The organism is Bacillus sp. z33 (genome assembly GCF_058313615.1).
Genome location: NZ_JBZFQN010000002.1, coordinates 898,591 through 919,569, shown reverse-complemented (window position 1 = coordinate 919,569; position 20,979 = coordinate 898,591). Strand labels below are relative to the sequence as shown.

General features: G+C 34.8%; 23 protein-coding genes. 6 read left to right on the top strand and 17 right to left on the bottom strand.

Annotated features, from left to right (window positions below; translation table 11 throughout):
- Positions 1-61 precede the first annotated feature (61 nt).
- The 4 genes from AC4G3L_RS11480 to AC4G3L_RS11465 all read right to left on the bottom strand — a co-directional run bounded on the left by AC4G3L_RS11480 (position 62) and on the right by AC4G3L_RS11465 (position 3,545).
- On the bottom strand, positions 62-1,336 hold the full coding sequence (locus AC4G3L_RS11480) for an ABC transporter substrate-binding protein (protein ID WP_491077088.1): 1,275 nt from the start codon (positions 1,334-1,336) through the stop codon (positions 62-64).
- A 318-nt stretch (positions 1,337-1,654) separates the two neighbouring features.
- Positions 1,655-2,422 (bottom strand): ABC transporter permease, encoded by a 768-nt coding sequence (locus tag AC4G3L_RS11475; protein ID WP_491077087.1) that lies wholly within the window; start codon positions 2,420-2,422, stop codon positions 1,655-1,657.
- A gap of 2 nt (positions 2,423-2,424) precedes the next feature.
- Entirely contained in the window at positions 2,425-3,333 is a 909-nt protein-coding gene (locus AC4G3L_RS11470; protein ID WP_491077086.1) for an ABC transporter ATP-binding protein, read from the bottom strand.
- A gap of 5 nt (positions 3,334-3,338) precedes the next feature.
- Positions 3,339-3,545, bottom strand: coding sequence for a PLD nuclease N-terminal domain-containing protein (locus tag AC4G3L_RS11465; protein WP_491077085.1), 207 nt, complete (start codon positions 3,543-3,545; stop codon positions 3,339-3,341).
- Positions 3,546-3,731: 186 nt separating this feature from the next.
- Here AC4G3L_RS11465 and AC4G3L_RS11460 point away from each other — a divergent pair, with 186 nt between their 5' ends.
- The 3 genes from AC4G3L_RS11460 to AC4G3L_RS11450 all read left to right on the top strand — a co-directional run bounded on the left by AC4G3L_RS11460 (position 3,732) and on the right by AC4G3L_RS11450 (position 5,859).
- Entirely contained in the window at positions 3,732-3,956 is a 225-nt protein-coding gene (locus AC4G3L_RS11460) for a hypothetical protein (protein WP_491077084.1), read from the top strand.
- A gap of 369 nt (positions 3,957-4,325) precedes the next feature.
- A complete protein-coding gene (locus tag AC4G3L_RS11455; RefSeq protein WP_491077083.1) occupies positions 4,326-5,363 on the top strand; it encodes a MerR family transcriptional regulator in 1,038 nt (345 codons plus the stop codon).
- Between the two features lie 19 nt (positions 5,364-5,382).
- Entirely contained in the window at positions 5,383-5,859 is a 477-nt protein-coding gene (locus tag AC4G3L_RS11450) for a MerR family transcriptional regulator (RefSeq protein WP_491077082.1), read from the top strand.
- A 504-nt stretch (positions 5,860-6,363) separates the two neighbouring features.
- On the opposite strand, the gene AC4G3L_RS11445 is transcribed toward AC4G3L_RS11450, so the two are convergent.
- Positions 6,364-6,906, bottom strand: a complete 543-nt coding sequence (locus tag AC4G3L_RS11445; RefSeq protein WP_491077081.1) for a GNAT family N-acetyltransferase — start codon at positions 6,904-6,906, stop codon at positions 6,364-6,366.
- Between the two features lie 26 nt (positions 6,907-6,932).
- A complete protein-coding gene (locus AC4G3L_RS11440) occupies positions 6,933-7,415 on the bottom strand; it encodes a GNAT family N-acetyltransferase (protein ID WP_491077080.1) in 483 nt (160 codons plus the stop codon).
- Between the two features lie 221 nt (positions 7,416-7,636).
- On the opposite strand from AC4G3L_RS11440, the gene zupT reads away from it, so the two are divergent.
- The gene (gene zupT / locus AC4G3L_RS11435; protein ID WP_491077079.1) at positions 7,637-8,446 is read left to right on the top strand and encodes a zinc transporter ZupT; all 810 of its coding nucleotides are present in this window, start codon (positions 7,637-7,639) and stop codon (positions 8,444-8,446) included.
- A 628-nt stretch (positions 8,447-9,074) separates the two neighbouring features.
- Here the strand turns inward: zupT and AC4G3L_RS11430 are convergent.
- Together AC4G3L_RS11430 and AC4G3L_RS11425 are read right to left on the bottom strand one after the other, a co-directional pair.
- Positions 9,075-9,896, bottom strand: a complete 822-nt coding sequence (locus AC4G3L_RS11430; RefSeq protein WP_491077078.1) for an STAS domain-containing protein — start codon at positions 9,894-9,896, stop codon at positions 9,075-9,077.
- A 706-nt stretch (positions 9,897-10,602) separates the two neighbouring features.
- The gene (locus tag AC4G3L_RS11425; protein WP_491077077.1) at positions 10,603-11,112 is read right to left on the bottom strand and encodes an LURP-one-related family protein; all 510 of its coding nucleotides are present in this window, start codon (positions 11,110-11,112) and stop codon (positions 10,603-10,605) included.
- Positions 11,113-11,358: 246 nt separating this feature from the next.
- On the opposite strand from AC4G3L_RS11425, the gene AC4G3L_RS11420 reads away from it, so the two are divergent.
- Positions 11,359-11,649, top strand: coding sequence for a hypothetical protein (locus AC4G3L_RS11420; RefSeq protein WP_491077076.1), 291 nt, complete (start codon positions 11,359-11,361; stop codon positions 11,647-11,649).
- 213 nt (positions 11,650-11,862) lie between these two features.
- Here AC4G3L_RS11420 and AC4G3L_RS11415 read toward each other — a convergent pair whose 3' ends face one another.
- From AC4G3L_RS11415 to AC4G3L_RS11405, 3 genes are all read right to left on the bottom strand, one after another.
- Positions 11,863-12,825, bottom strand: a complete 963-nt coding sequence (locus AC4G3L_RS11415) for a S8 family peptidase (protein WP_491077075.1) — start codon at positions 12,823-12,825, stop codon at positions 11,863-11,865.
- Between the two features lie 136 nt (positions 12,826-12,961).
- Entirely contained in the window at positions 12,962-13,687 is a 726-nt protein-coding gene (locus AC4G3L_RS11410) for a sugar phosphate isomerase family (protein ID WP_491077074.1), read from the bottom strand.
- A gap of 795 nt (positions 13,688-14,482) precedes the next feature.
- Positions 14,483-15,685, bottom strand: coding sequence for an IS110 family RNA-guided transposase (locus AC4G3L_RS11405; RefSeq protein WP_491077073.1), 1,203 nt, complete (start codon positions 15,683-15,685; stop codon positions 14,483-14,485).
- A 487-nt stretch (positions 15,686-16,172) separates the two neighbouring features.
- On the opposite strand from AC4G3L_RS11405, the gene AC4G3L_RS11400 reads away from it, so the two are divergent.
- Positions 16,173-16,358, top strand: a complete 186-nt coding sequence (locus AC4G3L_RS11400) for a hypothetical protein (RefSeq protein ID WP_491077072.1) — start codon at positions 16,173-16,175, stop codon at positions 16,356-16,358.
- 73 nt (positions 16,359-16,431) lie between these two features.
- Here AC4G3L_RS11400 and AC4G3L_RS11395 read toward each other — a convergent pair whose 3' ends face one another.
- The 6 genes from AC4G3L_RS11395 to AC4G3L_RS11370 all read right to left on the bottom strand — a co-directional run bounded on the left by AC4G3L_RS11395 (position 16,432) and on the right by AC4G3L_RS11370 (position 20,664).
- Positions 16,432-16,860 carry a DUF3139 domain-containing protein gene (locus AC4G3L_RS11395; protein WP_491077071.1) on the bottom strand — a complete coding sequence of 143 codons (429 nt, stop codon included), beginning with the start codon at positions 16,858-16,860 and terminating at the stop codon, positions 16,432-16,434.
- A 313-nt stretch (positions 16,861-17,173) separates the two neighbouring features.
- The gene (locus AC4G3L_RS11390; RefSeq protein ID WP_491077070.1) at positions 17,174-17,614 is read right to left on the bottom strand and encodes an ASCH domain-containing protein; all 441 of its coding nucleotides are present in this window, start codon (positions 17,612-17,614) and stop codon (positions 17,174-17,176) included.
- A 241-nt stretch (positions 17,615-17,855) separates the two neighbouring features.
- Positions 17,856-18,671 carry a lipid II flippase Amj family protein gene (locus AC4G3L_RS11385; protein ID WP_491077069.1) on the bottom strand — a complete coding sequence of 272 codons (816 nt, stop codon included), beginning with the start codon at positions 18,669-18,671 and terminating at the stop codon, positions 17,856-17,858.
- A 159-nt stretch (positions 18,672-18,830) separates the two neighbouring features.
- A complete protein-coding gene (locus tag AC4G3L_RS11380; protein WP_491077068.1) occupies positions 18,831-19,217 on the bottom strand; it encodes a hypothetical protein in 387 nt (128 codons plus the stop codon).
- A 167-nt stretch (positions 19,218-19,384) separates the two neighbouring features.
- Complete coding sequence (locus AC4G3L_RS11375; protein WP_491077067.1) at positions 19,385-20,125, bottom strand: DUF5694 domain-containing protein; 741 nt, start codon at positions 20,123-20,125, stop codon at positions 19,385-19,387.
- A gap of 185 nt (positions 20,126-20,310) precedes the next feature.
- Positions 20,311-20,664, bottom strand: coding sequence for a hypothetical protein (locus AC4G3L_RS11370; RefSeq protein ID WP_491077066.1), 354 nt, complete (start codon positions 20,662-20,664; stop codon positions 20,311-20,313).
- Between the last annotated feature and the right edge of the window lie 315 nt (positions 20,665-20,979).

Sequence of the window (20,979 nt, the reverse complement as noted above, 5' to 3'; positions counted from 1 at the left end):
ATCATCCCCTTTTTTAAAAAGAGGAGCTGAATGATATCCATTCACCCCCCTAAATGTATTTCTATTTATTGATTCTGTTCTCTAAACGGCTCATTGCATCTTTAAGTGCTTTTTCGACGCTGGTGCCATTAGATATTTCTGATTGGGCTTTTTCAGCCTCATCTTGCGCAAGGGTATAATTGTTTGTATAGTTTACAGATGGAATATCTTTCATTTCATCAGCGAACAATTTCCAGATTGATTGATTAGCGAAGAATTTATCTTCAGCAGTAAACACTTCATTATCGTAAACTGTGTTCAAGGAAGGGAATAATCCTCCTGCCATTGCATCTAACTGAGCATCTTCAGAAGTAGAGAAGTATTCCATGAAGTCATATGCTTCATCTTTTTTCTCACTGCTGTCAAGTATGACATAGTTACTTCCTCCCAGATTAGCCGCACGGTTTCCACCTTCTTCAAAAGCTGGCAATTGGAATACTCCCCATTTACCAGAAGTATCAATAGCCTGCTGAGTCAATGAACCAGAAAGCCATGCACCTGATGGAGCTATTGCTACATCGCCATTAGCCATAGCGCTAATCCATGCATCCCATCCTACTGTGTTTTTGATCAAATCAGCATCATTCATTTTCTTTATTACACTCATCGCATTCTTAGAAGCCTCAGAAAGGAAATCAATTTCACCCTTTTCATTAAAATACAAGGTTCCTTGCTGGTTCATAATCATACGATAAAGACCGTCATCACCATTTAAATCTAGTCCAAGCAGGTTAACACCAACTTTTTCTTTTATCACTGTACCCGCTTTAATTAAATCATCCCAAGTCTTAATCTCATCCGGGTTTACACCTGCTTTTTCAAAATAATCCGTTCTATAGAACACACCTGTCGGACCTGCATCAAATGGAAAACCATAAACATTGCCATCTTCCTGCGTTAGTAAATCAATTTTATATGTAGCGAATTGCCTTGCATGGTCGTCAAATCCTTTTTCAGAAACATTCATAAATGCTTCGGGGAATGACTCAAAATATCCTTGAACCCGGTCATCTTCCATGAGAACAATATCCGGAAGACCTTTCCCGCCAGCCTGAAGACCTGTAGTTAATTTCGAATAAACATCTTCACGTCCAAGTTCTACTACCTTCAGTTTGAAACCAGGATGATCCTTTTCAAACTCCTTTGCCGCTTTCTCTAAAACTGGTATATTAATATTCCAAGCCCAAGCAGTAACCTCTTTATTACCTTCCTTGGAATTAGAAGAACTACTACTGCTGCATCCACTTAATACCAAGCTTAAAATCAAAATAAAAATCAAAAACTTAAATTTTTTCATTATTATCTCCCTCCCCTAATATTGGTAGCGTTTACATTATTATTCTATTATTACCAAAATATCTTGTCAACAAAATTTAGTAAATTTTTAGTAAATTTAATTTTATTTGTAAATGAATGAACAAATTGTCTCTTTCAATACCAAAAAAAGGGAAACCTGATTAATAAGGTTTCCCAATACTTTTATAAATAATTTTTGTGACTAGTGAATTTTTATGACTAATTAACTCATTTTTGCTATGAATTCATCGATATATCAATATTTGAAGGAACGATTAGTTGATTATTGTCTTGTTCGGATTCTGTGTGATCATTCCTATTATATTTCCTGGCGTTTTAGCATCCTATTTCCAAGTACGAACAGGATTATGATAATCAATGTAGTTCCTGTGATAGAGGCTGTCAGGTTCTCTTGCTTTCCAACCATCATATCATTTGCATCTTCAATCAGTTTAGAAGGTGTATAATTCTCCAGACTAGATGGCAAAAAGGCGCCTACTTTTGTAATGGCTAAGTAAGTGGCATAAGAAAGAAGTCCTGCTAGCAATGTACTTTTACAGAAAGCTGAATAGAATAACGTGATCGTTACACATAAAAGCAAGATGAGCAGGAGAATACTATTTCCTTTCATTATAGATGACCAGTCCATTGTACCTTCAAATAAAATACGGGTGTAATATAACGATAATACCAATCCAATAATATAGGAAACGACACTCAATAGATTAAAAATCGTCCATTTTGCCGAAAAATAAGTAAAACGAGTAATTGGTTTGGACAATACCATGGCAGCAACGCCTTTTTCTCTTTCAGAAGAAATTGCACCCATTACAAAGAGAATCAGAGCTATAATTCCCATTTGCTCAAAATTACTGAACATCCCATTTAGGATATCTGTGGAGGTACTTTCAGGAATTTCTATAATCGTCCCTTCAGGTAAATCCTGCTCGATTAAATCAGGTAGCAATTTCATCACAATTGGTAAACTTAACATGATAATGGCATAAGCAATAGGCATAATAAACAATTTATAAGATCGCATAAGTTCTAACCATTCTTTTTTTAACATCGTCAGGAACGTGTGCATCTTTAGTTCACCACCTTCATAAAGATATCCTCTAAGGATGGCGATTCAACCTTATACTCTGTGATGATTCCACCAGCCGTATGTATGATCTGAGGAATCTGTTCTTTTGCCCGCTTAAAATCGTTCACATACACTTTATAGGATAATAATGTTTCATCAACATTCGTAACCCATGTTTGGTTGTTTAGTTTTTCTTTTAAGTCTGGCACCTGATTCATAATCGTAAATCGTATAATTAAATCAGCGTATCGATTCATTAGTTCTTCTTTAGATGAGGAATGAACAACTTGTCCCTGATTCAATATGATGATATGATCTGCAATCTTTTCAACATCATCAAGAATATGACTGGACATAAAAATGGTATGATTCTTTTTTAATTCCTCTAGGATGTGCAGAACCTGATAACGTCCAACAGGGTCAAGTGCAGATACGGGCTCATCTAAAAGTAAAATTCTTGGGTTGTTCAGCAATGCCTGGGCCAACCCCAACCTTTGTTTCATCCCACCACTGTACCCGCTGATTTTCCTTTTCCTAGCTTCCCATAAACCACATGTCTGCAACAATTCATCTGTACGAGACTTCCGTTCTTTAGCAGTAAATCCAAAGAGGTCTGCTGTGAAATGTAACCATTCCTCCCCCGTCATATAATCATAAAAAGCAGGTTGCTGAGGTAAATAACCCGTGATTTTAAGAATTTCTCTGGTTTCAGTTTTCACATTATATCCGGCAATATGGACATCTCCGGAAGTTGCCTTGGCCAAGCCTGCAAGGATCCGAATCGTTGTCGTTTTGCCGGATCCGTTTCTTCCGATAAAACCATAACAACCAGGACCTTCCACATCAAAACTTACTCCCTTTAACGCATCCGTTGTCTTATACTTTTTGGTCACATTTTTGCATGAAATCAATCCATCTACCTTCCTTCCTCTATATGAGCTTTCTTTCCAAAAACTAAATATAGGACTGGACCAATGGTTGAGAACAACAGAATAACGAATACCCAGATAATTCGTTTCTCACCCTTTACCTCTTCCGCATTCTTTTTACTTAAATCATATAAAGCAATAATTTTTAACAATAATTCTAAGACGATGATTGGCAAGACTAACTTCAGTTCCACTTCTCATACTCCTCCTTGTCAGAAATATTTAAATAATTAAGTAAACACTTAAATAATCTACATTTATAGTATATGATAAATACCAAAAAATTTTAAGTATTTTTTGTTCACAAAACGTACACAATCTGTTACGATAATTGTAACAATTTAAACGGTTTTACAATTCCTACAAAGGATGGGGTTATTATGAAATTTAAAACATACGGTTTATTTATTCTTTCAATTATTTTTGCAGTTATAGGACATTTTAAAGTATCTGGCAGTGTTAAGCCTAATGGAGTTGAAGTGTATTCCAACACTCCTGTTATGGAGAGCATCTCAAATGGGGTTTTATTAGGTGGCTTTGTATTCTTTATCGGAATCGGTATGTTAGCTTATTCTGTCTATAATTTTGTAAAAGAACAATCATAATGTTAAACCCTCTGGGAAACCACGAGGGTTTTTATATGCTTTCGTTCCGAAAACTCCTCCCCCCCCATTTTCTAATGATTTAATTTAACTACAGACTTCGCCCTATTCCTTCATTCAACCACCTTAGACCTCATACAGTTCACCCTTTTATCGTGCATTTAATTGTCATGACCTTTATTCCTTCCCAGCATTCACTGTTTTTAGATAGGTAAAACTCACGAAAGTAACAGAAAAACAAGGACTCTGAAGAAATTCAACTTGTTTTGATAGCTTTTGTCATGTAGCAGGAAAAGTATATTACCAGTGAAGAATACATGTAATACAGAGATACAAACATACCCAAATGATAAAGGGAAGGGATTGTTAAATATGAAAGAAAATCAAATTTTACGAGCATATTCCATTAAAGAGGTTTCACGGAGAATTAATGTACCAGCCGGAACAATCCGCCAATGGGAGAAGGATTTAAATGGTGTATTAATCATTCCGCGATCTAAACAGGGTGCCCGTTTTTATACTGAAGTCGAAATTGCTATTTTAAAAAGAATTAAAGAAATGCGCGATAAGAATCTCAGTAAGGAGATTATTAAAGACATGCTTGAAAAACATTTAAATCAGGAAAAACAATCTATTTCAGACCCCCCCTCCGAAACAATCGAAACATCTCCGGCGGTCGCAGAAAAACCTGCTGAACCAAGGATGGAAGATTTCCTTGTAGCCATGGATGAATATAAAGATCGATTAATGAAAGAGATGTTTTCTGAAATGCGTAATAATCGGCATCTCATGATTGAAGAGGTAAAAAAAGAGATTTCACAAGGATCAATTGATACCATTAAAGGTCTTTCCAAAACCATTCAGCGGTCTAACTTGAAAACAAATGGGGAGTTACGGAAGCTATCTCTGAATGTTTCAAAAGCATCGGAACGTACTTCAGAAACTTTCGGAGCACTGACTACCAGTATTGCGAGATCTTCGGAAGGAGCCTTTGAATCGTTCTCCAAGAGGATATCTGAAGCCGCTGCAGACGGCTATCGAGATTTACTCGCAGACCTCTCTGACTCCGTAACCGAAGCACAGCAAGAAATCAAAAGTGTGACCGAGGCAATTTATCAGGATCGCGAGCAATACTTCGAAACGATGAATAATGAATTGGAAAAATATCGAAATGACATTCGCCAACGAGAAGAAGCTTTTCAACAATTGGTTACGAGCTTCCGTGATGCTGCTCCAACGAAAGAACTAGAAAAACCTAAAACCGTAAAATTCAAAGCTCCTAAAAAGAAAACAACTAAGGACCAAACAAAAGTAAAAGCCACAAAAAATAAACAAGATAAACCGACATTGAAGGAAAAAGAAGTAGTTCCAACAGAAAAAAAATGGTGGAGTTTCCGACGCAAGAAATAAAACTAAATGGGGTGGCAAGATGAACACGAACGAAGTAGCTAAATCCTTAGGCGTATCATCCAGTACCATTAAAAGATGGGTTAAACAGCTTTCTATTGATCCAGCCAGAAATTCTAAAGGACATTTTATATTTACGAAAGAAGAATTCGGCCAATTGGAACACTATCATAACCAAGACCAATTGTATTCTCTTGATACAATCCCGCATCCTAATAATGAAGAATTTGAACAGCTGAAATTAAAAGTGATTGAGCTCGAATTGAACTTGTATAAAAAAGCGGATGGTGTTGCATCTGTTCAGTTGCTGCAACATCGAAATGAACTTGAAGATTTACTGACGCTTGTTAATGAACTGACAACACGAATCGATCATCTTGAAACTCAATTGAGCAAAACAAAAAAACCGCCTGCAGTGACCAAACCGCTCGCGTTGGAAACCCTTCAAACAACGCGTAAAAGAAAGCGAAAAATAACTAAGATGATGTTTGGATTTTAACGTAAATCCTTTCATTTAAAAAATAACGGGACTAGGTTCATGAAGTTCCGTTATTTTCATTTATTCTTCTCTTTGCATAGTCAGATTAGCTTCTTCTAATGAAGAATGTGCATAGCTCCTTGCACTTTACAACTTTATCATTTTGAACAAAAACACATAAATTGATATCATTGCGTTTGTCTATTCCACTTGGATCTTTAAAATCAATACCTACCTGTTAATCATTCATTCTCAGTGTTGTTTAAGGAGTGAACATAAAAAAAATCAATATCCCCTGCAAAGTCAGTAGGAGAGCTAAATGAAATAGTATCAGTTATCTCATCTTTCAAACAATTATACTGAGTCTTCCAACTCTTTATTCAGTAAGGGAGAAATTGAATGAAAACCAGCCATATACACTAACATTACCGTCATTTTTTCTCCTTCTCTTTTGATTAAGTTTGCAGAAAAGAACCTATAAGGAATGGACATATGTTAGATAAGTCCTTCAAGGAGATGGAAACTTTAAGCTTCCCATTCCGGGCGAGTCACTGAAAATATATAGGCATCATGAGATTGATTTCTCTGGTATAAATATCCTCGCAACGTTCCTTCTAACGTAAAACCTATTTTTAACAACAGTTGATTGGAAGCTGTATTTGCGGGAAAAGTAATCGCTCCTAAACGGTATAGCCCAAGTTGACGAAAGGAAAAATCCAATACTGTTGAAACAGCTTCTCTTGCATACCCTGCCCTCCAATAATCTGGATGAAGCTCATAGCCGACCTCAGCACGTTTGCTTTTTAAACTTAGATTGTTCAAACCAACCGTACCGATTAATCGACCGGAATCTTTTAAAGTAATGCCCCACCTTATGGATTGTCCCAGCGACCATCCTTTTTCCAAAGAGTCCATAATCAGGGCAGCATCTTTCTTTTTGGTTAAAGGCTCCATGCCATAATACTCCATAACTTCTTGTTTAGACATAATCGAATAATACTCATTTAAATGTGATTTATTTAATTTTACCAATTCCAACCGATTAGTCTCTAATTCTACAAAATCCACTTTACTCCCCCCATTTCCTAATCCCTTCAAATCTCCAATTGAAGGACCATTTGTTCCCCTTTTTTCCCCATTCTCCTATTACCCAGATCCTTAAAACCACTGGCTTTATATAAAGATTGAGCGGAGATATTTCTCATATTCACAGCCAGAATTACTTCATCCATTTCATTAAATTGATCTTTTATAAAGTCGGCTAAATTAGCTAATGCTTGTTTGGCATATCCCTTTTTTTGAAACTTATAATTGATTGAAAAACTGGTTAATAACAGTGATTTATTATTAGTTGTTATTTCAGCTACTCTTTTGCCCTTATTTAAACAGAAAAATCCGACTGCCTGACCCTCATACAGAATTAAAACTGGAAACTGATCTTGGTCATGAGGATATCGATTTAATATTTCCATAGGAAAAGATGTAAATTGATATTGTTCAGGTGGAAGCTTATAGTCCATCAAGCTATCTATATATTTATCTGAGTACATTGACAGTTCGATTTCAGATGTTCCCATACCTCATCCCCCATATTTTTAATATATGATAAATAATCGGAATAATATTTAATAATAACCATATTATGATAGAAAACACAATTATTAACTTACCTAATATTCTTTTGACGAATATATTTATTAGAGTATATGATTATGAAATAGATAGTTATAATTTTGATTTTTCTTTATATAAAGGTACACTATGGTTAAGTTATTACGAATTAGAGAGGTTTTCACATATGGATCAAAGTGTTTTATTTGCCTTTTCATTAACACTCCTGGCTGGATTAGCAACAGGAATCGGGAGTTTAATTGCTCTATTAACATCCCGTACCAATAAGATGTTTTTATCCGTCTCACTGGGCTTTTCTGCTGGAGTCATGATTTATGTTTCAATGGTTGAAATTTTTGTAAAAGCAAAAGATTCTCTTGTAAGTGCTATGGGTTATGAAAAAGGCTATACAATGACTGTGGTTGGTTTTTTTGGCGGTATCTTACTTATCGCATTAATTGACCGTTTCATCCCAAAGCAGGGAAATCCCCACGAACCCAAAAAAGTGGAAGATATGAATAAGCCACTTAATGAAATACACAGTGATGAGCTTATGAAGATGGGTACATTTACAGCTTTGGCGATTGGTATTCACAACTTTCCAGAGGGTATTGCTACGTTCACATCAGCGATACAGGACCCTGGCTTGGGTATTGCCATTGCAGTAGCTATTGCCATTCATAATATTCCGGAAGGCATCGCTGTAGCCGTACCTGTATATTTTGCGACAGGAAATAAACGAAAAGCCTTTAAACTATCCTTTTTATCCGGCTTGGCAGAACCAGTTGGTGCTTTGGTAGCATATTTACTATTGATGCCATTTTTAAATGATCTGGTTTTTGGAATTATCTTTTCAGCAGTAGCTGGGATTATGGTGTTCATTTCATTGGATGAATTATTGCCTGCTGCTAAAAAGTATGATGAAGGTCATCATGCCATATATGGCTTAATTGCCGGAATGGCATTAATGGCAATCAGTTTATTATTATTTATTTAACCTAGTATAATATAATAAGGGCTCTTCTATTTAAAGAGAGCCTGTCAGACTGTAGACAAAGTCCTTATTTTAGAAGGCCTTGTCTACAGTTTTTTGATTTCGCTGTTCTCTCCTATCCGGTTACGCTATTTTCTGCCGAATGGGCTTGCTTTCCGCGGACAAGTATCAAGCCTCCTCGTACTTTGCGCTGCGGGGTTTCGGGTACGCTTGTTCTTCCCGCAGGAGACTCTTCCATTCTGCAGTAAATTGAATCCGGCGTTTTAGGGGCGTTTCCTCAGTTTAAGGAAGAAATTCTCCGTGTTTTTTCGTATACATAGGTAGCTGTTATTTACCAAGGTGATGAGGATGTTAACCAAACATATGCAAATGAATCGTGAACAGCTAGAGATGATTACATTAGATGTGTGGGAAGAATATATGGAAGAAGCTGAACATCTTCGTCAAACCGATTAGAATAAGAGCCAATTGGACTTGGGAAAGTTCAAAAATGGACTAAATAAAGATAAGGATAAGTCGATTCTCCTGAAAAGGCAAAATACAAAGAAGGAATTCAGTAACAGGACCACTACTGGGCCAATCTGAATTCCTTTTGTCTACAGTCTGTCAATCTCTTCTATTTTTTTATCTATTAAAAATATTTTTTGATAGCCTGTTGGAGACTGCCAATTGTAGTAGCTTTATTCTCAAAATTAATACCCAAATGGATTATTTGCTGTACAATTTCAGGTCGAAGTCCTGTGATTACTGATTCACACCCCATCATAGCTGTCCCTTCGATTAATTTCATTAATTGTTCTATAACATAAGGGTCCATTTCGGCTATAGCTGATAAATCAATGATTAATGTTTGGATATGATTTTCCCCAACTGCCTGTAAAGCTTTCTTTTCTATAATTTCTGACCTATTATCATCCCATACACCAATCATAGGTAAGATACAAATTGTCGGTGTAATCGGAATAATCGGAACCGATAAATTTTCAACAATTTTAGTCTGTTTCTCAATCAATAAATCTTTAAAATTGGAATAGCTGATGAAAAAGGTATTTAAAAAGCTATCAATTTGATTATTGATCCGTTTTTCCAAAATAAAAAAATCTTCCAGACCAAAAGATTCATTAGATTCGTGAACAAACTGATAGATAATTTTCCATAATGTTCTTCTTATTGCCTGTACCCATTCTAATTTAAAATTTAACGTAATAGCATGAGTAGCCCACGCAATACCTTCTTGTTTAGCAAAATCAATGACTTCTTTCTTCTGATCGTCAATGACATATATAACTAGTTTCTGGGCATTATTCAACAAATCAATATTGCCAACCAGTAAAATTTCCTCAATTTTGCTCCTGACGTTTACCGCTTCAGATAATAGCATATCGCTGAAGGATTGACGATTTTCCTCAATGTAACCCCTAATCAAAGCAGCTTTGTCTATGGTTTTATCCATTCTATTCCTCCTATATATCATAAGTCCTGCTAAATAAATTTTAACAAACACTTTAACAACCGTAAAATTTAAAACCCCTCTTTTAGCCTAATGTGTTCAATATTTCGTATAAAGGCAATTACCGATCAATTATCATTAGATGTGAATATTCTATAAGAATAAATATATGGCATATAATCCCATCTTGACAAAAATATAAAAAACCAGAATGAACCCCTATATTACTCCCAGGGTTCATTCCAGTCTCAGAATGTTTGTGTAATGATTTTTGTATGCCATAAAAGTGTCCTGATGATTCGAATAAAATACAACTACTTTTTTTAAAAATACCTAATATACTATTAAGGATTAGAACAAATTAACGGAGGTTCCTAATGGTAAGTATGAAGACCTTATATGGAATCACCGCCCTTAATTTATTTATCCTGTTGCCCCTCTTAACAGAGTCGACACTTCAGGATTGGTCATTTTCTTTTTCAAACTCGCATGCTTCCTCTGCCCTCTTATAACGATGATGCTTCTTGTAAAAATCATTCAATTAGATTTATTGAAAACCTATCATGGTCTTGTTAACTTTATTAGCCAACTGCTTATTGGAGGTATTTCAATTATTATTTCATTCGATCAATTTTGGTAATGAGCCACTTTTATGCCATTAGAATGACGATTCCATTTTTGCTGTAATGATTAAATGTATATTATTCATCTACACTGTACTTTTCGCTGCAGAATGACTTCTTTTTTTGATAGCATTTACACCCATTACGACAGCGATCATTTCAACTATTTTAATATCTTCGGATACTTGGGATAATTCATAAGCAGGATGGGATAAGATGGCACTCACTTTTTGAAATCTGCCTACTTGCTTTCTGTTTTCATTGAGGATTTCATATCTTTGGGAGAAGGTTTCAGAATCTATGCGGAATATCCCTCTATTATGAGCTGTATATTCGTATTTTTTAGCAAAAAAACTAAATCTGGCACGTACAAAACCAAGTTCATCTCCTTCTTGGTTTGTAATAATCCACCTATTACTAAAAAGAGGAAATTTACCACTTATCAAAATATTGCCCTTCAAATCTAATACATCAATTGTTGAAGTGAAAGCACTTTTCAAATCTAATTTACCAACAATGTGTTCATCTTCTGTATAAATATTTTTTTGACCCGATGAAAAAAAACCGTCTGAAAAATAAAGATTCTTATAATCCATTTTGCCACTCCCTTGACATTCATAATTCCCCTCTTCATAACATTTCTACATTCAGATGCGTATTCCTGCCTATAAATATTTATTGCCTTTGCAGTTCGTCTGCCATTATAATAAATATATCATTATCCATTTATTGGATAATGATATATTTTAAATCTTACGGACATTCATTAAAGGAAGACTTATCTTTTTTTCTCCTTAAACATTATTCAGTAGAGAAGAACCTACATAAAAGGAGTGGATATAATGGATTGGAATTTATTTGGCGGATTAGCAATTGCTATTTTTCTTATTCGCTGGGACCAGGATCAAATTAAGCTAATTCATTTAATGAAAGAGATATTAATAATTGGTTTCTTTGTGTTAATCCTGTCCTTTATCCTGGATGTGGAAAACTTTACATTTTCAGTTTTTAACTTTCTTCCTGATAAATTTGAAATCTGGACTGGTGCTCTGCTTTTTATTTCCTTTATTGGGGCGTTGACTCACCGAGGTTGGCGTACAATACATACAGACCATGTAAATCGCCATTATTGAACCGTGACCATAATTAAATATACAATTACAAGGACTGTCACACTGGCTAACCCCAACAGTGTAACAGTCCTTTTCAACTAATTGTATTCTTATATATATATCAAGATACTACTTACCCTTGATTCAACCAGGAATACCTTTCCCAATCTATCGCTATACTTTCAATAATATCTTTTTGATAAATTATCTTATAAAAACATGGTAATCGTCTAACTACATATCAATTGCATCACGTAGTGACAGTTTATTAATTAACTCTGTTAAGTAATCGGGGGCAGTCAAATATAATAAACCATTCCCCTCTAATTTCGGAGAGTTTCCTAGCGGAATTGTCCTTTTTATTAATTGTGCATATAACTCCGGCTCACTTAACTTCCGTTCGAAGCTGGTATTAGCCATAATCTTAATAAGGGCTAACGCTCCTGCAACATGGGGCGTGGCCATGGATGTACCACTCAAGCTTGCATATTTTCCATCCAAATAAGTAGAAAGAATTTTTTCACCCGGCGCTACTAAATCGATTTCTTTATTGGAATTAGAGAACTGGGATGAACGATGATTAAGATCAATCGCTCCAACACTGATGACTTCATTATATGCAGCTGGATAGCCATACTCATCTGTTTGATCATTTCCATCCCCCTCATTGCCGGCGGCACAAACAACTAAAATATCATTCTTTACTGCGTTCTTAATGGCTTCATGCAACTCTGGTACATCTTCAGGTCCTCCAAGAGACATAGATATGACATCTACCTTTTGCTCTATGGCATAAAGAATTCCATTAACAATCCATTCATATTGCCCGGAACCTTCCTTATCCAGCACTTTCAAAATAAGCAGCTTGGCAGCTGGTGCAACTCCTACTACGCCAATATTATTTTGCGTTGCTGCAATTGTTCCTGCGACATGTGTACCGTGACCGTTATAATCCTGAAACTGGTTTTGATCACTGGCATCATCTGTCGTAAAATTCCGACCGCCAATAATTTGGTCCTTCAGATCAGGGTGGTTTAAGTCACAACCCGTATCCAATATCGCAACAGTCACTCCTTCACCCTTCGTTATACTCCAAATTTCCGGAGCATCAATTATTTCAATCCCCTTTGGCACCTCATTTACCGCATCAATTTTTTCATCAATATGATATGGTATAACTTGCACTTCTCTCTTCATCTTATCTCCTCCATTGGGATTAATTTGAAGCCGGTACCAGGTGTTACCCATATATTAACAATATATAAAGGATTAATATAGGTACATTTGCACTGATTTTTTTTGTTTGCTGTAATGATTCAATTGAGTACATGTTTTAATCATTATTCGTCTGCTTAAAAAACACGTAATAAGCCTCCTGATCTAATAAATAGGTTGTGTTACGATGCAGCGCTTTCTTTTGTGTATGTATGTGTATATTCTCTTTTAATGTTTTCCGAATCAACTGGGCTTTGTGTAAACCATTTGCTAACACAATAACTTCTTTGGCCCCTAATATATGTTTATGCCCTACTAAATAAGCAGCAGGAAACTCCTTAAAAGCAGGCTGTCGATAATAGTCCTTACTGCCTATACGACGAACATGCGAATAACAAGAATAAGAACTCCTAGGTACATTAAACTCTATTTTAGAATCTGCACCTATTCCCAGTAGGACTAAATCCAATCCACCATAACTAATGATATCATTATCGATTCTCTTGCATTCCTTATAAGGCTTCTTAGATTTCCCATCAAAAAAAACCAACTGAGTCTGTTTGACATTGACTTTGGAAAAAAACTTATTATTTAGAAACTGGCTGCAACTGCCTTCTTCATAAGAACTTCTTCCCAACCATTCATACATAACGGCAAACCGGCACTTTGAGAAATCAACCATGCCTAGCTGGTATTGATCTGTCAATATTTCCAATACTCGTTTAAGACTGTTTTCGGCTGGGAGACCTATAAAAAGACGTGGATTATCATTGACTTCCTGTATGATGATTTCTGCAGCTGACGTTGACATTTCCTCATAGTCTTTAAAAATCGCGTAGTTCATGTTATCACAATACTCCTTCCAATATATACATTCATAAATACGTAAAGAAATCTTTCTATTCGGTCATTCAACGACGAATCTTATATGTGAAATTCAAGAGAAAATTCAGATGCGGAGTAAACGATAATATATGTGTTAAACCGAGGAGAGGATATAGTATAGTTGTCAGATGAGTAGGTATAAAGATATATGTGTAATCAAACTATCTTTCCCATAATACAATGCATCCTAAGTGCGAAGCAAGAGATTTATCAGAATTTTTTGTTAAAACACCAAGAAGAAAGTCTTACTAAGCTGATAAAGAAGAAAAAATGTCATTTCAAGCGGAATCAACATTTTAAGAATGAATAATAATCAGTCTTGTAAAGCTATATTATTCTTTTTCAAAAATAACTTTATTTTTCTTCTTAACAGGGTTAAAGCTATGTAAAGTCATTTCAATCATGATAATTATTAAACCATTTCAGGCTGGGTTGGAAGCAGAAGCTATGGATAAGAGCATCATTAATCCTGCCCATGCAAACAGAATACCTCTGGATTGCGTCGCCTCCACAGCTTCCAGCTTTTTCATATCACCATTCTTAAAATCGATGGTTTAAAAAATAGACTTAATTAGTAAAAATTGTATTAAAGACAGTGTTTCGCTGTCATCGTTATTGAACTAAACCAGCTAATAGGATGTCAATATCTCTCTGTAAAATTTATTTTTTTATATGCTATACTGTTTTTAGGCATACCAAATAACCCTCCAGATAACTTGTGGAAGGTTTTTCTTTATGTGGTTAAAATGTCTTTCTAAGCTATATCTAGGAAATGTTCTTTCCTTTTTAATAAAGCATAAATCCAGTGAAGAAGTTTATTGATACAAGCGATCATTGCCACTTTCGACGGCTTTCCTTCTAAGCGTTTCTTGTCATAGAACTCCTTGAGCTTTTTATTTCTGGATCTTCTTATTCCACATAAAACTGCTAGATACAAGCTGTGCCTTAGCCTGCTGGAACCTCGTTTGGTAATCCGATTCGTCGTCGCTATAAACTTGCCAGATGAATGGACACTTGGATCGATGCCAGCGAAGGCAACCAATTTCTTAGGGTGATTAAACCGATCAATCTCACCAATTTCGGAGATAATCGTGGCAGCGATTTTTTCTCCGATTCCAGGGATAGATTGGATAATCTTATATTCTTCTATTTCATTGGCCAGGGATACCATTTGACTCTCCAATTCCGAAAGGTGTCCTTGGTAATGAAATAGGATGTCTATATACATATTAAGATTGATGAGATGGCTTTGATACATCACCTTTTGAAAAGGATTTTGAGAAGCTGAATAGATTAATTTCCTTGCTTTTTCTCTTGCCCACTGAAGAGAACGAGTTGGACAATACCCTTTTATTCGTTCTGTTAATTCCTCTTCATCCGTCTTTAAAATCTTCTCCGACGTTGGATATTCTCTTAATATCGATAAAGATACTTTCGAAAATAGATCTCCAAATACCTTTCGGTAATCAGGAAAAACCTGATCCAAAATCGTATGAAACTGCAATTTTGCTTCTACATACATATTCGTCACGATTTCCTGTTGTCTAGATAGGTTACGAAGGTTCAACAGCTGAATTCCCCTCATTTTATAAGGTTCAAAGTCCTCCTTGTAATAAAGGACACATAACTGATACGCATCAAAGGCATCTGTTTTTACTTTTCTTAAACTTGATTTCTTTGCTTGATGAGAAATGAGTGGATTTAACAGAATATAAGGCAACGCGTTTTCTTCTAAGCATTGAATAATAGGAGTATGATAATGTCCCGTTGATTCTAATATGACTACTGGCATCTTACCTGTCATTGTTTTAATTTCGCTCAAGAAACTTACAAGCCGATCCAATTCATCACGATTATGCTTAATTGAAAAGTTCTTTCCATATGGCTTTCCTTTATCTAAAAAAGCCTGAATTTCACTCTCTCCTTTAGCTACATCTATACCCACAACTGGGTTCATTCTTTTTCCTCCTCTTACGTATTCACCAGTAACCCCTATTACCTCCAAGTAGTATTATAGCTTCGCTTGTTATACGAGATCTCAGTCCCAACCAGCCGCAAACATATTTCTACTAGTAGGGGGTGAACAGTTTAGCCGACGGGATCAAGGTCCCACGCCCCCGTACGTTCTACCCTGGCTACTGATAGAATAAATCCATATAAAAAAAGTTCAACCAGAAAGTTCTGGCTGAACTCTATAATACGAATGCCCCCGTTAGTTTAAGTGTAAAGGCACTTAAACTTGGATACTCATCACAGGAATACTGTCCCTATATTAAGCTAAGGGGTTCTTATTGTTGGCAATAGAATTTACTTGATATAATATTCTTTAATGTTCTTCATTTCGCTTCAATTTAAAGGTAGTTAAAATGAATTTATCGGAATTTCTGGAAGTATAAACTATAATTTATATTACAATATAAATATTTTAAAATGGAGATGATTAAATGCAATCAATAATTTTAAAAATAATAATTGGATCTATTCTTGGTCTAAGTAGCTCGGCATATGTGATGTTGGTTCCTTACCCTAACTATATAACAGTTGTCTTCCCTTGCTTGATTGGTGCTATTTTAGTTGGATGGGCAGTTGCTGATATTATCCAGAATAAAACTGTTTTGACAAAGAGTTAAATGGAACAATCTAAAATAAACGATTAAATAGTGAATTTCTATTCAATATCAGAAAATATAGAAGGTTAATTAGTCATCTATTCGCATACATACTTACACATTTATCTTCGCTGTGCTTTGTTTGTTCTGTATTTATTGTTGTTACTCCATCCACTAAATCATCCTTTTCACAAAATTGCTTTATCAATTTACCTTTTTTCTTAATATCATAATAATATGTCAAATTAGGCTCATCTTTAAAAGTCACCATATAACGGGCGTGATAAAAATCCTTGTTAATAATGTCCTTCGGTTCAACCGCAAGTTGCTCAATAATATCTTCATCACTGTGCCCTCTTTGTTCCAGATAAGGTGGCAAACTTTTATTCAGAATATAGTGTGTATAAGGATTGCCATTATTCATAATATAAATGACCCCGAAAGGAATAAGAAATACAGACACTACAAATAATGTAAAAAGAATTTTGGTTACCACTATCAAGCGATCTACATTCTTTTTCATATGTAAACTTCCTTAGAATAAGATTACGATTCATTTAATTCTACTTATCTTTAGTTCAATGCCCCGTAGAATTGGCTCAGTTACTTTCTGGTTAATTTTACAAAAATTATAAAAGTTCGAGGGAGAATTTTAATCCATAATCACAACCAATGTTGAATAATCTCTAAAGACTAGGAGAGATAATATGTGATAATAACCTTTCTTTGCTTCTTCCGCTAAACTGCCCCGTTACTTCAATAAGAAATTCAACATAAATAGGCTTTAATCCTCCTCAGATCAAAGCCTTCATTGATACATAAAGTTATTTAACACTTTATTTAGGATATACTTTTTTAAACCGTTCACATACTACTAACATATTTGGCGTAAATTCTATATTAAATTCTTTTAATGCTTGGGTAAAAAATCTTTCGTGGGCGTCCCACCAAAAACAATAATCTCCTTCACCTTCAGCTAAAGCGAATTCCTCTGTAACCTCATTCAACGGTACTACTTCAACAGATTGAGTTTGAATGACTGCGACTGGCTTATCCTGCCCATCTAAAACAATAGAGTATTCACTAGCCTGCGGTATATGTTCCTTTTCTAACTCATAAAATATAAAACCCGATGTTGTCGCTGTCTTCTTTCCTTCAACAACTAAGTCAGCTAGCCAATCAGCGGAAACACCAAATTGAAAAGCATCTTTATATTCGATCCCTTCCATATGATTTGCTACACAAAAGTCATTCCATAATTGCTGTATCTTGTTCATAAGTTATCGTCCTTAAATTTTGTATTTTTTCTTTATAACTATGAACCTTACTATAAGAAGTTCGATAGAAAGGGACAAATTCCTTTTTGATATAAAACCCAATTCTTCAACTAAACTGCCCCTTTAGTTAAAAAGCGACTACTCTTATTTTGCAATCGCACCCGTAGCTTTTATAATAACAAGCTAAATATTGAGCTTGTTATTAGTTAGCAGTTTATGTAATAGCAATGCCACATATCAACTACACAATTAATTTAGTAAACCAAGCAATATATTCTGCTCCAGGAATAAAGAATAATTGTGCTAAGATAGTTCCTAATAATCGAGAAGTAATCATCATAAGTGATACACTTTTTAATTTAAGATAACTCCCTTTTTGATTTATTACATCATCTGCGAGAATAGAAACCTTTGGATCAATAAAAATAATTAGTAAGATTGTAGCTATCCCATTAACTAGACCCGAAGCCATTACAGCTGTTGTTGCTCTTTCAGGTACAATTAAAGCAGCATATAAAGCAGATAATACGCCAATTGTATAGATTGCTGTTATTATCGTATTGATTAAGAATAACTTTATTGGAATGTCTCGCCAGTTAATTTCCTGCAAATAAGACCATCTTGGTAAATGAATGTGTTTTACTCCACGCTTTATATATTCGAAAGTTAATCCTTTTTTAATTAAAGAAGGTATAGAACCTCTTTCTTCAGATAACTGAATGATTGCCCTTGAAAATAAAGCAATAAAAGTTGGAAGTAAAACCATTCCTACTATTGTTCCAATAGTAGCAGAACCAATGATTACCCTGTATTGACTTTCTACAAACTCCAAAGTATTTTCATTAGGTGCATTGTCAATTAGACTCCCAGTAAAGGGTTGTTGCATCATATTCGCTAATCTGGAAACCATAACCATTATATTAAATAAAGATAAGGCTGAAGCTAATAACCTTACTCTGGCACCAGATAGCCTGACTGCATATGCAAGTGTTTCTATAGAATGAATGATAAGTATAAATAATGATATTAGTAGTAATTGTTCTGTGAAAAGATCCATAACTAACCTGCCCCTTTACTTCCATAAGAAGTCCAACATAAAAGTAGATTTCTTCAATAACTTGATTAATCTTCAAATTACTATTCTTTGTGGGACTACTGTTGTCTATCAGTATCAAATAATGAGGATTACTTAGAATATGACTCTTATCTATTCATTTCAATCGGCAATACTAAAGCCCATTATATGGTCCGTATAAAGTGCATAGGATTCTAGTTCAATGACTTTATCTGGTGATGCAAATGGTATAATTTTAACATTTCTGAGTAAGATCATTCCATATAGATTAGTTGTATTGCCTTCATTAATGATGGTGAATAAACTATCTTCTGATTCTAGTATCGCTTGTTCCAATAAAGTCAACTCATCCTTAATAGGTTCTTTAGTATTGATCTTATCAGCAATAATTAAGCAATGAGAAGTGGTTATCTGGATTTTTTTATCCCCTTCTTTATGCAGCTCATCTAGGGTAGCCTGGGTTAATACTAAGGTTAATTTTTTTGCATCATAACCAGTATTCAACTCGTGACCTGAAACAGTATGCATTATATTTCCCCCTTAATTCGACTTAACGTTTTTCATTAATAATATCTTTCAATCAGATATTCTATACTAATTTCAAGAATTCCTTCTTCCGCTACCCTGCCCCTTTAGCCGCATAAGTAATGACCCTCAATTTGACAGCCGTGAACTTCCGCTTATGTCTTCGTTTGTTAAAAATCAAGATAATTTATTGCTGGCTCTACGTTATACATACCACTTTCTTCGAGAAATTGGGAAACTAAATGTATGTGGGCTGCTCCTATTATTAAAATGATTCTGTCTGAAGAAGAATGTGTTATCTTTGTCAAGTTAGAGTAAATTATTAAATTTCTTTGGTACCACCATCTTAGCCAGTCAATTCCTACATAGTCATCTCCTTTCCCGATACGTGCTACTGCCATATACATTTCGTGCTCTTTTTTTACTCCAACTTCTTCATTTAGTTCTCTCATCAACTCAACTAGGCTTTTATCGCCAATATTATAGTCTTTTTCTGAATGATACTTTTCGTGTATGTGCTTATATAGGTCTGGCTGTTCACTTTTTGCCCAATCATATACCTGACCAATTCCTCGGTTCCCGACGGTTTTCATCCAATCAACTGCATATACCTTTTTATGACCTGATTCAGAAGCAATTCTAAAACCATATTGATGAACTTCATCAATGGTTAACTCAAACTCATTTTTTAAATATAGACTATAATCTTGATTTAATTCTTCTTCCTTTTCTTTAACTACTTCAAATGCTAATTTGGTTGGATTAAACCTTTTTATTTTATCTACAACTTCTCTTATTTCCTTTTGCCTTCTATCATTTAGCAAATGATCAACTTCATATTTATATAAATCTGGTGTATACCGCATATGAAATGTGCCTACTACCATTATTTTAGGCTTTTGCTTTTCCAAAGTTGCTCCCCCCCAAAAATCATCTAACTTACTTTATTCGTCATAGTTTTCATATTATCCTTCTTCCGCTAACCTCTTAGCTGCATAAAAAAAGAGCTGATCGCAGCCCTTGATATTGGAGTAATGACCCGTTTGTTTAAGTGAAAAACGTCACAACCAGAGTATTATTTCGTTTAACCATACTCTCATTTTATTATTTGAAGCAAAGTCAATGAGTTTAAATCTATCCAATTTACCACAATTAATCCAATAACAATTATATTTTTAAGAATATTCACCAACAACCTGTTAAATTTGATATTTACATCTTTATCTTCACTTAAAAATATAGGTAAATTAATGTTTTCATCAAACTTTTCTATGAATGTAAATCCACCCCAAACTATAACTCCTATTAGAGGTAACGCCATAAATTTCTTTACGTCATCGCCTCCTAAAACACTCCATTTATAGAACACTTGTATGAAACCCAGAGCAAGAATTAATAGTGATAAATTATTCATAATAATTTCTAAAGGCATTTTCTTTGAAGGTGACATTTTTATCCCCCTTACAATTCCCAGCATTTGCTGTTCTTTAATCCTTCTTAAAACTACAACAGATGATTAAAAGATATTAATGAATTCTTGAATTCGAAACTCATTTATTCCATTTTATGAAGTTGTCGGATAGATTAATCACATTAAGAATGGCAATGGGATAACCAAAAATCCAGCCACTAGTATGATAGTACCAAAAATCCGAGATAGTAATTTTTCGTCTCCTGAAACCCCATTCCACAAAACAATATTCACTAAGAAGAGAGCTTTTTCTTGAGTACCAAAAACCCTATAAATATTAAAAAAAGCCCATTT